At 47.0% G+C, this 16,681-nt stretch carries 11 protein-coding genes; 9 read left to right on the top strand and 2 right to left on the bottom strand.

Features of this window, described 5'->3' with window-relative positions:
* Positions 1 to 61 precede the first annotated feature (61 nt).
* Complete coding sequence (locus ACYVB1_RS16020) at positions 62 to 475, bottom strand: Gfo/Idh/MocA family protein (RefSeq protein ID WP_460924795.1); 414 nt, start codon at positions 473 to 475, stop codon at positions 62 to 64.
* Positions 476 to 1,221: 746 nt separating this feature from the next.
* Here ACYVB1_RS16020 and ACYVB1_RS16015 point away from each other — a divergent pair.
* The 8 genes from ACYVB1_RS16015 to ACYVB1_RS15980 all read left to right on the top strand — a co-directional run bounded on the left by ACYVB1_RS16015 (position 1,222) and on the right by ACYVB1_RS15980 (position 13,088).
* A complete protein-coding gene (locus ACYVB1_RS16015; RefSeq protein ID WP_460924794.1) occupies positions 1,222 to 4,500 on the top strand; it encodes a SusC/RagA family TonB-linked outer membrane protein in 3,279 nt (1,092 codons plus the stop codon).
* A 26-nt stretch (positions 4,501 to 4,526) separates the two neighbouring features.
* The gene (locus ACYVB1_RS16010; RefSeq protein WP_460924793.1) at positions 4,527 to 6,092 is read left to right on the top strand and encodes a RagB/SusD family nutrient uptake outer membrane protein; all 1,566 of its coding nucleotides are present in this window, start codon (positions 4,527 to 4,529) and stop codon (positions 6,090 to 6,092) included.
* A gap of 461 nt (positions 6,093 to 6,553) precedes the next feature.
* Positions 6,554 to 8,296 carry a GMC family oxidoreductase gene (locus ACYVB1_RS16005; protein ID WP_460924792.1) on the top strand — a complete coding sequence of 581 codons (1,743 nt, stop codon included), beginning with the start codon at positions 6,554 to 6,556 and terminating at the stop codon, positions 8,294 to 8,296.
* Between the two features lie 12 nt (positions 8,297 to 8,308).
* Positions 8,309 to 9,007, top strand: coding sequence for a gluconate 2-dehydrogenase subunit 3 family protein (locus ACYVB1_RS16000; protein WP_460924791.1), 699 nt, complete (start codon positions 8,309 to 8,311; stop codon positions 9,005 to 9,007).
* A gap of 767 nt (positions 9,008 to 9,774) precedes the next feature.
* On the top strand, positions 9,775 to 10,713 hold the full coding sequence (locus ACYVB1_RS15995) for a glycoside hydrolase family 43 protein (RefSeq protein ID WP_460924790.1): 939 nt from the start codon (positions 9,775 to 9,777) through the stop codon (positions 10,711 to 10,713).
* A gap of 470 nt (positions 10,714 to 11,183) precedes the next feature.
* Positions 11,184 to 11,570, top strand: a complete 387-nt coding sequence (locus ACYVB1_RS15990) for a hypothetical protein (protein ID WP_460924789.1) — start codon at positions 11,184 to 11,186, stop codon at positions 11,568 to 11,570.
* Positions 11,571 to 11,647: 77 nt separating this feature from the next.
* Positions 11,648 to 12,523 carry an HAEPLYID family protein gene (locus ACYVB1_RS15985; protein ID WP_460924788.1) on the top strand — a complete coding sequence of 292 codons (876 nt, stop codon included), beginning with the start codon at positions 11,648 to 11,650 and terminating at the stop codon, positions 12,521 to 12,523.
* A 64-nt stretch (positions 12,524 to 12,587) separates the two neighbouring features.
* Entirely contained in the window at positions 12,588 to 13,088 is a 501-nt protein-coding gene (locus ACYVB1_RS15980; RefSeq protein WP_460924787.1) for a hypothetical protein, read from the top strand.
* A 101-nt stretch (positions 13,089 to 13,189) separates the two neighbouring features.
* Here ACYVB1_RS15980 and ACYVB1_RS15975 read toward each other — a convergent pair whose 3' ends face one another.
* On the bottom strand, positions 13,190 to 14,338 hold the full coding sequence (locus ACYVB1_RS15975) for a glycoside hydrolase family 88/105 protein (protein ID WP_460924786.1): 1,149 nt from the start codon (positions 14,336 to 14,338) through the stop codon (positions 13,190 to 13,192).
* Between the two features lie 373 nt (positions 14,339 to 14,711).
* On the opposite strand from ACYVB1_RS15975, the gene ACYVB1_RS15970 reads away from it, so the two are divergent.
* Positions 14,712 to 16,016 (top strand): DUF4861 domain-containing protein, encoded by a 1,305-nt coding sequence (locus ACYVB1_RS15970; RefSeq protein ID WP_460924785.1) that lies wholly within the window; start codon positions 14,712 to 14,714, stop codon positions 16,014 to 16,016.
* The last annotated feature ends 665 nt before the right edge of the window (positions 16,017 to 16,681 follow it).

The raw sequence follows: 16,681 nt of genomic DNA, 5'->3' as shown, positions 1-16,681 counted from the left end.
GGCACAAGGTCTTTTACCCTTTCCCATTGCTCGTTTGTCAACTCCATGAGAAACCAACATATTAACTCAAGCTGGGATTCCCATTTTTGAGATAGCCTCTATTCTTCATTACAAGCGACTGAATTTCTTTTGCATCGGCAAACGTTGCAGCAAGCGGCTTTTCCACCATCACATGAATTTTCCTCGGGGCAAATGCCCTGACAATGTTCACATGCTCATCGGTTGCTCCAAAAGCAGAAACTGCCTCCGGCTTCACTTTGTCGAGCATTTTATGGAGGTCATTGAAAAACAGCTTCTGGTCCAGCTTATAGCGCCTGGCATACCTGTCCGCCAACTCCTTGTTAGGTTCGAAAATCCCCACCAGCACCAGATCCTTTTTGTCTCTCCTGTTGAAAATCCTGTCTACATGCCCATGGCTTAAGCCTGCCACTGCGACTCTGACAGGTGCCTGAGCAAAAGCTTGTGTAAAGAGCAAAGCACAAAGAAGGATGATAAAGAAAGCTTTTATATCCTGGTGACTGTATATGTGAAGCGTTAGGTGTGTTAAAGCAATATAAATAAGATTACTTTAGAATGCAGGCTTCTTTTAGCCACTGCTTTTCTTCATACTTGGCTTTTGCGTTGCTTTATACCCTTGAATGGTAAAATTTAGTTAAACAGCTGCCTTTCTAATATGAATCAAACTTATATACCTTAACCTGATTACATCACTACAACCGTCACAAAATAATAGCATCCCAAAAAATAATAAGAAAAACACAGTATGCAATAAAAGTTTTATTACATTGCAATATGTAAGTGCTCAATCACTAGTAAACTACAATTCCTTCCAAAACTAAATTACCTACGGGGTATCGAGAAGAGATACCTTAATCCATGTCTGGAAAATTTCTGTTTTCCAAGTAGCATGTTCCGATTACATCAATACTGAATATTGCACGATACAAGAACCTATTGCATTGAAAATCATTTATTTACATCAAATAAATAGATTAGTTCTATCTAAAGATGGGTTTAAGTTCAAATATAAGACTAACCAGACCCTGATAAGAGAATAAAACCCTCCTTCAGTTAGATTAGGCTGTCTTCCAAATGAGTGTCATCTTCGGCAGGAGTACCTGCCATGGTTGTTGCTATCCATCTTTGCCTATATTTTTAACAGATGGTTGTAGGTGGTTATAGCTCGCATTCTGAATTGAATATTCACCAAAATGTAGTTATATGAAACACCGATTTACAAGTTTGTTTGATTACGAGCATGTAAAAGTAAGAGGGCGGTTCTTCTGTACCGGCATGCTTACATTTACATTATGCGCAGGTTTAACTGCAACACAAAGCCAGGCGGCTGACATGTATCGGCCAGTAAAAACGACTGGTACTCTGGAAGCGGCACTGTTCATGAACACTTCGCTAAAGTATGCCATTCAGCTGAAAGGCAGGGTGACAGACAGCAAAGGCGAACCATTACCTGGTGTATCCGTGGTGTTAAAAGGCACAAGCGTCGGGGCTAGTACTGACTTGGATGGCACCTATAGCCTAAGCGTTCCGGATGGGCAGGAAAACGGCACCCTTGTGTTTTCCTACATTGGCTTTTTGAAACAAGAGGTGCCTATCGGCAATAAGTCTGTTGTGAATGTGCAGCTTCAAACAGATTCCAAGGCGCTTGAAGAGGTGGTTGTAATCGGGTATGGCACCCAGCGGAAATCGGATTTGACCGGGGCTGTTACCTCTGTAAAAGAAGCCGAGCTTCGGGAACGCCCAGTACCTTCCCTGAACCAGGCTTTGGCCGGTAAGATGCCTGGCGTACAGGTAAACACCAACTCAGGGCGGCCTGGCGGCAGAACTAACGTCCGGATTCGTGGATTCAGCTCCATCAACTCTTCTAATAACCCCTTGTATGTAATTGACGGCGTAATGATGCCGCAGAGCAACCTAGCTCAATCCAGCTCCCCAATAGATTACATCAACCCTAACGATATCGTGTCTGTTGAAGTGTTAAAAGATGCTTCTTCCACAGCCATTTATGGCTCCAGAGGAGCCAACGGCGTTATTCTGGTAACAACAAAAAAGGGTCGCTCCGGAGAAGGCCAGATTACCTACAATGTGGACTTCAGCACAACGGGCATTGGTCCAAACCGCCCAGAAGTACTTAATGCACAGGAATATCTGGCAGTCGAGGAGTTGGCCTGGCGAAACATGGAGAAATATGACCCAGAAGGTTGGGCCTCAGGCAAATGGGCTTCTCTGAACCCGGCGCTGAAGCGTGCGGATCCGAACCTGATTGCCAGAGGTGTGTTTGATGCAAACGGTAATCCTTTGCACGACACTGACTGGTTGAAGGAAACCACTCAGTCTAAACTGTCCCAAAACCACCAGTTGGGCTTTAGCGGCGGTAACGAGCGCACCACCTACTCCCTCTCTTTTGGTTATCGCGATGACCAGGGCTTCTTGATAAACTCCTACATGAAGCGGTACTCCGGCAGGTTTACCATTGAAGATCAGATAAAGAAATGGCTGAAAGTAGGTGGAACACTCAGCTACAACAACCAAACAGAAAACCTGGTGGACATATCAGACCAGGTGGCTCGCCAGATTGTAGAAGACTTTCCGTTTATGCCGGTAAGATATCCGGATGGCACGTTTGCCAATAACCGGGATTACCCATTGGCGGAAGGCACGATGAGTTCTATGCACCGTCTGCATGGCCGGAAGTACCTGCTAAACACCCAAACAACAATTGGTAGCTTGTATTCTAATATACAGTTTGCGGAAGGTCTAGTGATGCGTACTGTGTTGGGCACTAACATCCTGACGCAGGAAAACGTAGAATCCACTACCCGCACCCTGGATATTGGCAACCGCGGAAACGCTGCCGCCCGCAACTGGAGAGAGAGCTTCTGGTCCTTGGAAAATTACCTGACTTATGATAAGAAGTTTGGAGAAAACCATGCCTTCACCGGCTTACTTGGTATATCCTGGCAGGAAACCAATAATTTTGGCACCGATGCTTCAATCCGCAACTTCCCTACCGACTACTTCCTTTACAACAACCTGGGTGCCGGCAGCACGTCACCGCTTGTGGGTTCAAGCGCTTCCAGAACAGCCTATAACTCCTACTTCGGCCGTATAAACTACAGCCTCATGGATAAATACCTGTTCACCATAACAGGTCGGGGAGATGGTTCATCCCGTTTCGGTGAGAATCACAAGTTCGCATTCTTCCCTTCTGCTGCCTTGGCCTGGAGAATTTCAGAGGAAGAATTCCTGAAAGGAAACCCTGTGATATCTAACCTGAAACTGCGCGGTAGCTATGGTCTGACTGGTAATTCTGAAATTCCGGCTTATTCCTCCTTAGCCCTGTTGAGTTCTAACTATGCCGCTGTTATTAGTGACATACGCGTAGGCGGAACAGGCCTGACACGCTTGGCGAACCCCGAACTGAAGTGGGAAAAAACAGCCCAGGCAGATGTTGGCGTAGAACTTGGTCTGTTAAACAACCGCATTACCCTGGAGGCGGATGTATATTACCGCAAGACCACCGATATGCTGCTGGATGCTCCAGTGCCACGCACCTCCGGCTATGCCACTATTCGTAAAAACGTGGGCTCCATGGAAAACAAAGGTATAGAGCTATCGCTGAACACCGTCAACATAGAAGGCGGAGACTTCTCCTGGACTACAGGCTTCAACGTTTCTATGAACCGAAACAAGGTGCTGACCTTGGCGTCACCTGCCGACATCTTTGGAGTGGGCGGCCCTAGCTTTACAAACCAGACAAACATCATCCGTGTGGGTGAGCCGGTAGGTTCTTTTTGGGGCCTAACTCGTGTCGGCATCTGGAGTGAGGCAGAAAGAGATGAAGCAGCTCAGTTTACAAGCTATCGCCCTGGTAAGACACTTTTGCCCGGCGACATTAAGTACCTGGATGTAAACGGAGACAATGCCATCACCGATGCTGACAGAAGCATCATCGGAAATGGCACTCCTAAAGCCTGGGGTGCACTTACCAACACCTTCCGCTTCAGGAACTTCGACTTGTTAGTAGATCTACAGTATTCGTATGGCAATGATGTACTGGACATGACCTTGCATTCAAGTGAAGACCGTCAGGCCCTAGCAAACAGCTATAAAACTGTACTGAATGCATGGACACCGCAAAACCAGAACACTATGGTTGCTGAGATACGGGATACAAGGGCCGGCTACATCACCAACGTAGACAGCCACTGGATCAAAGACGGTTCCTTTATCCGGGGCAGAAACATCTTGTTTGGGTACACCTTTCCCGTCGCTGTTGCCGAAAAAATCAGGTTGAACCGCCTGCGGGTTTACACCTCCGCCCAAAACCTGTTCCTGCTTGTGGATGATGAAGTTATCGGAGATCCGGAGACAGTTGGAATCAGAGCCACGGATGCGCAGAATGTGTTTTCACAGGGGCAAAACTGGCATGGCTATCCTAAGCCACGCACCTTCCTGCTAGGTGTGCAAATTGGCTTATAAACATGTTTTACTTTAAGAGAAATTCTATGAAATTTTATAAACATAAAAATCTGACAAAGATTTTCCTTTGTGCTGTGTTACTATTGGGCGCTTCAGGATGCAATGATTTCCTGGACGAGGCGCCACCTTCTAACCTGACACCGGATAACTTTTACACTATTCCAGATCATGCTGAAGCTGCGTTAGCTGCCGCCTATGCCGACACCCGCCTAGTTTTTGACGGTTCCGGTATATTCTCTTCGACCTGGCAGATGCTGGAAGCCCCTACCGGAACTTCCACCACAGAAACAGGCCAGAACTCAGATTTGAACAACCTCTACGGTTTGATTTACGATGGCAATACCGGCCATGTGTCTAACTACTGGAACGGCCTCTACCGGTTAATCGCGCAGACAAACCTTCTACTTGACAGAGTTCCGGCTATTACGCCAATGGATGAAGGTCAGAAAAATAGAATTCTGGGTCAGGCAAAGTTTCTACGTGCATGGGCTTATTTCCGGGCAGTACAACTATGGGGGGACATTCCTTTGATAACCTCACCACAAAGCCTTACCTCGCCTGATTTTATGCCTACGAGAGCGCCTAAGGAAGAAGTTTACCAGCTCATTGTATCTGATTTAACTGAGGCGGAAGCAGCTGATTTGCCCTGGATGGACGCTACCGGCAGGGTATCTCAGGCCGCAGTCAAATCGCTGCTGGCAAAAGTTTATTTAACCATGGCAGGCTTCCCGCTCCAGAAAGGCGCAAGCCACTATAAGCTGGCCGCCGACAAAGCCTATGAGGTGGTTGCGTATGCTAATGCAAACCCCGGCTCTATCAATCTTTTCGATACCTATGGAGAGGTGCACCATGAAAGTACAGAAAATACAATAGAGCATATTTTTATGGTGCAGTACAACAACCTGGTAGCAAGCAACCCCATGGAGAACATGTACCCGAACTTTAAACCTGTTACATTTGCAGGCCCTTCAGGTACCGGAAGCACTGTGCCAACTGTATCCTTCTATGAATCTTATGAAACAGGAGACTTACGCACCAAAAACCAAGAGGGCTATTTTTACACCAGTTATTACACCAATGGCACAGGTGCTCCTTTTGAGTTAGGTGCTCCCTATATTTTCAAGCACTTCAATATCACTTCTGCTGGTGCCCCAGGCCTCACACCTACGCGTAACAACAACCTGAATGTGCCTATCATCCGGTATGCTGATGTGTTGCTGATTTATGCCGAAGCACAAAATGAAGTGGGCGGTCCTACGCAGGAAGCCTATGATGCATTTAAGAAAATCCGTGACCGTGCTGAACTAACGACTCCTTCCCTAGGCACTTACAACCAGGAAACATTTCGGGAGGCAGTATGGAAGGAGCGCTGGCATGAGCTCGCTTACGAGGGCATTACCTGGTTTGACATGGTGCGGCTACGAAAAGTGTTCAACGAGACGACAAAGGGTTTCGACAATTTTGTTGGTCATGTTAACAAAAACTCTAACAAATCATTAGAAGAGAAGCACTTGTTGTTCCCGTTACCTACGCCGGAAAGAAGAAACAATACGAATCTCAGCCCACAAAACCCGGGTTATCCTGAGTTTTAAGAATCTCAGAGGCCTGGCACACATCGTTCCAGGCCTTTCATATAATATTTGAACCTTGCTATGCCGGTGCGAAGCTTAACTAACCCTTAGCCTCGCTCTGGCATAGCAAGGTTTGTAAGTAAAACATTTACCAAGTGCTCATATTGCTGAAGCGTAGGTTTATAAACTTAAGGTGCCTTGAAATAATCTGCAGCAGAGTTAAAAATGCAGAAAAAAAATGCTATACTTATAAAGCAATTCTATCTACGGGAGCATCATACAGTAGGCCACATTCCAACTCTTGCCTTTGAGCTAATGCACAGGCAGTTTACACCGGAACGCTGTTCGTTCTGAAAACGGCTACAGTCTTTTCTTACCCCGCTTACCTACCGGCATTTATTTAATCCGGCACTTTGGTTCAGATGTTAAAGAAACACTGATTATAAAATCTTTAGAAGCGCTTACATAAATAGACCAACCTTATGGCATTTCAATTAAAAAAGAAGGGCGAAGTATACGATGTAGTGATTGTAGGTTCCGGGGCCGGAGGCGGTATGGCTGCGAAAATATTATCGGAAGCAGGTGTAAAAGTAGCCTTGCTGGAAGCCGGACCTGATTATGATCCTGCCAACCCGGATCAGCAGACCCAGTTAAAATGGTCTTATCAGTCGCCACGGCGGGGCGCCGGCACCACCCGGGCCTTCGGTGACTTTGATGCAGCTTACGGTGGCTGGGAAATAGAAGGCGAGCCTTACACCCGCAAAGAGGGCACCGAGTTCGACTGGTTTCGGTCCCGCATGATGGGCGGCCGCACCAACCACTGGGGACGTATTTCATTACGTTTTGGGCCGCACGATTTTAAGCGCAAAAGCCGGGATGGGCTGGGCGACGACTGGCCTATCTCCTATGCCGACATCAAGCCTTATTATGACAGAGTAGATAAAATGGTAGGGGTATTTGGCACCAACGAGGGTCTGGTCAACGACCCGGATGGGTACTTTCTGCCACCTCCTAAACCCCGTTTGCATGAGCTGATGATTAAGAAAGCGGCAATGGGCATTGGCATTCCGGTTATACCGGCACGAAAGTCTATGCTCACCCGGCCTATCAACAAGGAACGGGGCACCTGCTTTTTTTGCGGCCAGTGCGGCCGGGGCTGTTCAGTGCACGCCGACTTCTCCTCGTCTACCTGCCTTGTAAAACCGGCACGCAATACCGGCAACGTGGAGGTGTACGTAAATGCCATGGCCCGCGAGGTGCTCACCGACAAATCGGGAAAAGCCACCGGCATTTTGTATACCGACAAAACTGATATGCAGGAATACCAGGTAAACGGCAAAGTGATTGTTCTAGCCGCCAGCGCCTGCGAATCAGCCCGCCTGTTGCTCAATTCCAAATCAGCACAGCACCCCGATGGCTTAGCCAATTCAAGCGGCGTGGTCGGCAAGTACCTGCACGATTCTACCGGTGCCTCCCGCAGTGCTTTCATTCCTCATCTCATGGACCGCAAGCGCTACAACGAAGACGGCGTGGGCGGCATGCACGTGTACTCGCCGTGGTGGCTCGACAACAGCAAGCTGGATTTTGCCCGGGGCTACCACATCGAGTATGGCGGCGGCATGGGCATGCCGGGTTATGGTTTCGGTTCGGGTATCGAAAACCTGAACGGCAAATATGCGGGCAGAGACGGCCAAATGAAAGCAGCCGGTGGCTACGGCGCTTCGCTGAAAGATGACTACCGCCGCTTTTACGGCGCCAATGTTGGTTTTGCAGGCCGTGGCGAATGCATTGCCCGCGAAGACAACTACTGCGAAATTGACCCTAACGTGGTGGACAAATATGGCATACCGGTGCTGCGGTTTAACTACACCTGGAGTGAGCACGAAATAAAGCAGGCCAAGCACATGCACGATACCTTCGAAAGCATTATCGACGCGATGGGTGGCGTGGCACTCGGCGAAAAACCAGGGGCAGATGAAAAGTATGGTTTAGCAAATCCTGGCCGTATCATCCATGAAGTGGGCACCACCCGCATGGGGAATGACCCGAAACGCTCCGTGCTGAATAAATTCTGCCAGGCACATGAAGTAAAAAACCTCTTTGTGGTAGATGGCGGTCCTTTTGTATCCCAAGCCGATAAAAACCCAACCTGGACGATTATGGCCTTGTCCATGCGAGCCTCTGAATTCATGTTAGATCAGGTTAAAAAGCAAAGTCTAGTTTAAGCGATAAATATTATGGATAGAAGAGAATCCCTGAAAGCCCTGGTTATCGGTTCGTTAGGCACCGGCACCTTGCTGGTAGGCTGCGATGCCTTAATCGAGGAGAAAAACCCGAATTCCGTAGTAAGTGACGTCAAGCCAACAGAAGGATATGGGCGTACAGCCGAGGAAAAAGAGCGTGATGCCCGCCTGATGGGTGAAAAGTTCTTTACTGATGCGGAGATGGTCACGATTACGATGTTGAGTGATATTATTATTCCGGCCGATGACCGCTCCGGCAGTGCTTCAGATGCCGGCGTACCCGAGTTCATTGAGTTTATTGTGAAGGACCAGCCTGAATACCAGGTCCCGATGCGGGGTGGTCTACGCTGGCTGGACATCAAATCAAATAAGCTGTTCGGACAACCGTTTGCGAAGGCCAGTAAAGTCCAGCAGATAGAACTGGTCGATTTGATTGCCTACCCCGAGAAAGCAGCGCCGGAGAACAGCCAGGGCGTCACCTTTTTCAACCAGATGCGCAACCTGACGGCCATGGGCTTCTTTTCGAGCAAAATGGGCATAGAAGACATGAACTACATGGGCAACAAACCCAACGCCTGGGATGGTGTTCCGGAAGATGTACTGAAACAATACGGCCTGTCTTACGACGAGAAAACGCTGGCGGAATGCCTCAAAATCGAGGACCGGGGTGAAATAATGACCTGGGACAGTTGAGGTAGTTCGTATCATAGCCAGAAAGCTAATTTTTATTAAGTTGGTAAAGCGTAGAAGCGGATGTTCTGAAAGAAAGGCCCGTTTCTACGCTTTACCTGTTTTGTTACCACCTTTCAAAGTATTGACTAAGCTGCCGTGGGTACAACTTATCCAGCGACTCATTAGCAGCCTTTTCCATCTTACCTTCCTGTGCTCTCAAGGCCGAGGGGCCTCGTCGTGGGGGTAGGGGCCCTCTTAAGGGCATCGCGCTGTGTATATTTCCTGCCTGACGGCTGCCACTGGCGTGGCACCGGAAATTTACAAGGCGCTCAACCCAAAGACTGGAAACTCATTCACTTCATGCTGGCTGTTTTTGGTGATATATTTTAAAGCCTCAACAATGGAAAAAGCCTTCGGCAACCTGATAAGCAGACTCCCCTCCTTTGACAAGGAGGGGTAGGGGTGGTTGGACCCGGTCAAGCAGAAAAAACGAAGCTACTATGGAATAGGCCTGAAGGCATAGTTATAGTAAAGCACATCTACAGGAGTAATAAGTGTGTTTCTGAGCAAAGCCTTCTTGCAGCTGAAGTACTTTCTAAGTTTGAAAAGTGTGGCAAGTTTGTAGCAAAAACCCATTATATACTACTACTGCTAATAAGCTCCTTGCATTTCTAGGCTAACATTTATAAACTTCGGTGATTCCAGTTTTTATACATTACAATTTCCTTACAGATACACACCAAATCTACTTCACATACTGGCACTAGTGCTGCCATTACACATTCCTTATGAAAAAATCGCTGTGCTATATTCTACTGCTACTCTCCTTTATTTCCTGCACCGTGTCGCAAAAGCAAGCAGCGGCACAAGAGGAGGTATACCTGTTCTCCTACTTCAAGGGAAATGGTGATGGCCTGCACCTGGCTTATAGCCTGGATGGCTACCAGTGGAAAGCACTCAAGAATGATTCTATTTTCCTGAAACCTACTGCCGGAAATGATAAGCTCATGCGCGACCCCAACATTATCCGGGGCGCAGACGGCAGGTTTCATATGGTTTGGACGGTGAGTTGGAACGAAAAAGGACTTGGCTATGCCAGTTCAGAAGATCTGCTCAATTGGTCAGAGCAGCAGTTTAGACCCGTGATGGCGCATGAGCCAAGCGCCCGCAATACCTGGGCCCCGGAGGTGACGTACGATGACGAGAAGAAGGAATACATGATCTACTGGGCCACAACCATCACGGGGTTGTACCCTGAGACGCAGTCTGAGAAAGACGATGCTTACAACCACCGCATGTACTACGTCACCACAAAAGACTTCAAGACTTTCAGCGACACGAAGCTGCTCTATGAGCCGGGCTTTAACGTGATAGACGCCACGATTGTAAAAGACAACAACCGTTACGTGATGTTCCTGAAAGACGAGACCCGTGAGCCGGCTCAGAAAAACATAAAGGTAGCTTATAGCAATAGCTTGACAGGCCCCTACAGTGCCGCCAGTCCTCCCATCACCGGTAGCTACTGGGCAGAAGGCCCGACCACTTTAAAACTTGGAGATAAATGGCTTGTCTATTTCGATAAATACATCGACCACAGCATGGGTGCCGTACAATCAGAAGACCTGAAAAACTGGGTTGATATTTCAGACAAAATTTTCTTCCCCGAAGGCATGCGCCATGGCAGTATCTTTAAAGTGACCAAGGCTGAGTTTAAGAAATTACAGTAGGCATTGACCTGGCGCCGGTATTCATCCGGTGACACATTTCTTCCTGCGAGCCTCCAGGCTCGCAGGAAGAAATGTGTACAGTAAAGAGGCTCTCAAATTTTGCCTAAGCTGCTGTAGTAACAGATGTGCATTCACGGTTTCTTTAACCTAAACTTCTGTAGTTTCCGGCTATGTATCTAATGTCTGAGGTTCCTCTTTAATACTGCTTAAGGGTTGGGAGTAGACAGGAGCGGAGAATTCATAATGCTGCTTCCCAAAAACTACTAGAGAGACTGGAGTTACAGTTTAAGAAAATGGTGCTGTTGCCAAATAAAGATGATGAGCTTTTACTATATGGAGTTGTAGCTAAACCATCCTGAATTTGCTACACCCCCATTGTTAAGGCAGCTATAGAATGTAGCTACGCCACTCCATAGCTACATTCTATAGCTGCCACAAGAAAATACTGAATAAAGCGTTAGATTTGCACCGTGATTAGCCGCATTAGAAATAGCATCTTTATTCAAGTCCTTTGGGGTCTGATGGCACTGTGCTTCCTAAACAGCAGCATTGACACTCTTGATCCTAATCCGGAACACATACCTGAAGACTTGTCATTTAACGACCAGGAAAGTGTGGTTGAACTTCTCCTGGAAAAAGTACTGGGGTTTGAGAACGCTATCGTTGAATACGATGATCATGATACAGAAGAACATACAAAGAAAAAGACCTCTAAAATTGACTTTTTCGTTCAGTACGCCATTCAACAGCCCTATCCGGACAATACATTTAATTTAAGGAAACAGCAATACCCCAATTTTAAAGACTGTTTGCCCATAGGGTATCTCCAACTTAGCACCCCTCCGCCCAAAATCTGATTTGTTTTTTGCAGACCACTCATCTTGGCTTTTAGAAAAAAGCACAAGAAACCTTTGTTTACAAAAATAAATTTGAAATGAACATCAAGATTATTTTGATGCTGATCTTCCTTTTGTCATCAGCATCATACACATATGCGCAAAACAGCGCCGCAATAAAAGATAGCCTTTACATACAGGAAGTAGAAGACCTTAAAGAACCTGCCAAAGTACTGCATGCAGAACCACTGTATATTGACCTTATCCGGGACCTCGGAGCACGAAAAGGTGAGAAGGAATGGAACATCGGTTTGGGGCTAACGGACAATCAGAGATTTGATTCTTATGAAGCCTTAGTGGAGTACGAATGGGCTCCTGTCGACCGTTTGGGCCTGGAAGTAGAACTGCCCTTTACTATCTATTCTCCTTTAAGAGGTGTTTCAGAAGACTCTGTTCCTTCAGATAGATTGAACAGTATAAAATTAGCCGCTCAATGGACTTTCTTAGTAAATGAGCCCATGGCAACCTCCATGGCCATTGGTTATATTAATGAGTTTGAACTGTCAGATTTCAGGAGTTTTGGAAGTCCATTGATCAAAGGAAATGTCTATAACCCATTCTTAGTTGTTGCCAAACGCTGGGGAAACAATTATCACTCATTGATCTATACAGGTCCGATGATAGAGCAGGACTTCCAGACGAGGAACTTTCATACTACATACGATATCAATACCAGCTTTCACTACATGATTTCTGGAACGAGGAACTTTATTGGAATGGAGTTTAACAAAACATTCAATAAGAGCGACTTTGACATGACCATTCGACCACAGATGAGGCTAGGTATAGTTGATAATCTTTTGATAGGAATAGTAACAGGAATACCAGTAAAAAGAGAAAATGAAAGATTCAGTTCTTTTGTCAGGCTAATTTGGGAGCCAAGGCATAAGAAAACCCACAAATACATCTACTAACACTGCACAAGTGTAGTGCGGGCTGAGCATCTGGAAGTGAACTGTCTGCTACAAACACGCTGTAGTGGGTAAACAGAAAGAATTTTATGAACCCGCACTACACTTGTACAAAAACAATTACGTACTACTTGATAAAATGAATATAAAAGCAATACAGCTCTTAAACTTCGGAAGGTTAGAAACTGACGAGGAATTTAAAGAACCTGCAGAAGATAGTCCTTCAGGTTACTTTTTACGCCCTGGACGAATTTCTTTTCTTGATAGGATCAATAAGCTAAAAGGAGAAGAAGGCCTGAAGTTTGGAATACAATACTTCATAGAAGGATATACGGATAGCACAGAGCCTGTAGAGTTTGTTTGTAAAATATCACACCCAACGTTGGTTAACCCTGAGACAGGTACTACTATAAATGAAACTATAGATCATAAAATAAATTACCTGAACCATAACGACTTTGACTACTACTCCTTTGAGTACGATTGGGAAACTATAAAGGGAACCTGGACTTTCGAGATTATAGAGCAAAAAAGGGTTCTGCTAAAGAAAGCATTTGTAATTGAATGATGATAAGCTGCTAAGACAGAATGGTTCTAAAAATCAAAAAGGAGATGACTAATCAAGTCATCTCCTTTTTGATTTTAACAATATTTTACAAACAAGTACCCCTACTTCATCTTCATAATTTCTGTTCCGGCCAGTAGAAAGCAGCCGAGGCCATAGTCTTCGAAGTCAGGCTTGCTGGTATAAGACACAGGCTGCCCGTCTTTCGGCTCTTTGCCAGTGCCTTGCACATAGCTTAAAAATCCATTCGGATTTACGGCTTCTTTTTCCATTGCATTCCAGGCCTTCGTGATGACAGGGTTGTAAACCTTCGGCTCCAGCAATCCATTGTTCACACCCCAGGCCATGCCATAGGTAAACAAAGCAGTGCCGGACGTTTCCTTTCCTCCAAAATGGTTCGGGTCGTGCAGGCTCACATTCCAGAAGCCATCGGGCCTCTGCAACGGCACTAGCGCCCGCATCATTTCCAGGTATGTTTTCTCATACTCGTCGCGGTGCGGCGCATCTTTTGGCAAGCGCTCCAGCACCCTCACCAACGCTCCAACTACCCAGCCGTTTCCCCTGGACCAGTAGCAGTCCTCGCCGTTTGGTTCTTTGTAAGGCGGCACAAAGTCAGCATCACGCCACCACAGGCCGTCCTGTGAATTATACAAGCCCCCGCCAATCTCCGTTTTGGTAGCATTGTACAGGTCATACATTTTAGCATGATAGGCAGGTGCATCCGCTGGGTAAATTTCGCCTAGCTGCACATACAGGGGCATGGCCATCATCAGGGCATCAATCCAGTCCCAGTCATCAGACTTGGTGCTGTTTACCATGTTGTCTACTGACGCTTTGATAGACCGAATCCGCTCCGGCTTCGGGTCTATTTTATAAAGCTCAATATACGTCTGCCCGCAGGTCTGGTAATCGGCGTGCCGAACATGGTTTCCTCCGGTTAGCCCCCAGTTGTGCTTTTGCCCCCAGTCCACAGCATAGTCGTAGTACCTTTTCTGCGGGTCTGCCTCATATAGCTCCATCAACCCAATGTAATAGATGCCACGGGTCCAGATGTTGCTGGGGCGGGTTTTATTTGTCACAATCTCCTTGCCCGGGTCAGGCCATTTCTGCATGAAATAATCATTGGCAAGGGTAAGGGTTTTAAGCACCTTCTTCTTTTTTGGCAAACGTTCCGCCTGTACCTGAGCGGCACCAACCAGAACAAGGCAGCAGATAAGGATGATACTGCGAAAGGAAACCGTGTTATAATTCATTATTTACTTAAGTTAATGTTATACAGAGGAGCACCTCTGGTTTATGTCATCGAAGTCAGAAAAAGTGTTACACTGATTTAGCTAATTTAATTCACTTCCTTTTGCTTTCTATCCTGCTCTGTCCTGTGCTTTTTCGGCTATCAGCAAAAACAGGATGAATGGAAAAGGCACCTTTCACTACTGCTTTGTTCTGGTCTTTCTGTTAAATCAGGCTAGAGCAGGATAGTCCGCTAATTCTTCTTTCTTATCTTTAGGAAGGCTGCTTACAGCAGTTTAGCCAGGCGCACTATGCCTGAAGCAGAACGCACCAGGCATTCTTTTCCATATTTAATTTAATCAGAAAAAGAGCTTTAACTATTCACAGCTATCATCCATGATAAAAAAAGGCACCTTATCTCTCTCCTTCCTATGTATGTGCAGCATGCTCCTCTCCTGCCAGTCTGATACTGAAGACCAGACACAGGAGATTGTTCTCACCAACCAATCTGCTGTTGCACTAACCGATAAAGCCATTGCCGTAAAGCGGGACAAGCTCTCAAATATTCCGGAGGGAGACATGTACCCCCTCCTCCTCACCCAAGCCGGCGACACCGTTGCGGCGCAGTTAGATGATTTGGACGGCGACAATGCCTGGGATGAGCTTTTCTTTGTCACCGATTTACCGGCCAATGGAGAGCAGACGCTGCAACTGTCATGGGTAAATGAGCAGCCCAACTATACCACCCGCACCAGTGTCCGGTTTGGGAAGCGTACTTCTGCCGATACGCCGGTGGAGCCACAAATAAGCGATGTCTCCTATGCCAATCAGCTGCCCAAGAGCGCCGGATACGGATACCAGCCCTACCAGACAGATGGTCCTATGTGGGAGAACGATAAGGTGGGCTTCCGCCATTATTTAGACGGACGAAACGCAAAAGATTTGTTCGGCAAGAAGGTTTCTTCTATGTCGCCGGAAACGGTAGGCGTAAACGCTGCCGGTGCCGTGGAAGACAACTATCATGTAATGGAGGATTGGGGCCGTGACATCATGGCTGTTGGCAGTTCAGTAGGTATTGGCGGCATTGCCCTGATGATTGGCGACACCCCCTACCGCCTTGGGGTAACGGTAAGTGACACCATAAATAATGTAGAGAGCACCAACTTTGACATCCTGACGGAAGGCCCGGTGCGCTCGATGATGCAGCTCCGCTACAACAACTGGAAACCAGACGGCACAGACCGCACCTATACAGTAGAAGAGCAACCCACCATCTGGCCTGGTATGTACGCCTACCGCAACACGGCTAAAGTATCCGGCTTGCAGGGCGACGAGACTTTACTCATCGGCATGAATAACCTGGACCCAACAGACTCAGTTGCTGAAATCAACGTGGATGATGAGTGGGTGGTACTGCTGACGCACGACCGCGAAACCTACAACAACGAATGGATGCTGGGCCTCGCGCTCATCTTGCCTAAGGCTGCTTATCAGGGCTATATGGAAGCCCCTGCTTCAGGAAAACTGGCACAGGCTCACTTTGCGAAGATGAAGCCGCAGGAAAATCAGCCCATCACCTATTATGCAGTAGGCGGCTGGGAAGTAAGCGACGCGGCCTTCAAAGACTCCGCCTCCTTCCGCAACTACGTGCAGGACCTCACCCGCCAGTTAGCGGCGGAAGTTGATGTTCAGGTTAAGTAACAAAAGTAATCTCTTACAAGGCAGCTGCACCTTACGGTGTATCATGCTTCTATTTTCCTGAAGTTCATTCTATAGCATACGCAGTTTAGCGTTCTGCCTAAGCTGCCGTAGCAACAGCCTATCCAGCGGCTCACTCACCTATGTTTACATAGCTTTTGCCTGTGCTCTCCAGGCCGAGTGGCCTTGTCTTCCCGCATCGCGCTGGGAGTTTTTCTGCGCCAGGGCGCTGCCGCTACCGCGGCACCTAAAAATCTCCAAAGGCGCTCAACGGGAAGACTGGAAACAGATTCACTTCGTGCTAATGTCTTCTTTATGGAGATAGTTATTGGTTCAAATTGATGTCATGTTTGGATTAAACCACAGAAGCAATGAAGGAGACAAGTTTGCCAGGTGCATATTTGACGAATTTTTGTTTGAGCGTTCAGCGAGTGGGGGTAGGGGCCCTCTATTCAAATTCGTCTTGATTCTTTTGCTTACTTTTCTCATCAAGGAGAAAAGTAAGGCCCCGCCGGCGAGGCGAAAAGTTTCTTAAAAGACTTTGCTATGAAAGTCATAGAGACATTTCCTATGAGACTTAGAGACAACCTCTACCTTCCGCTTCCAAAGCAATAGTACTTCAAGCAGAGATGCTTTAAATTGATAGAATGAGCCGGACAGTACAGGAT

The organism is Pontibacter brevis (assembly GCF_054779655.1).
This window is presented reverse-complemented; position numbering and strand designations above follow the sequence as displayed.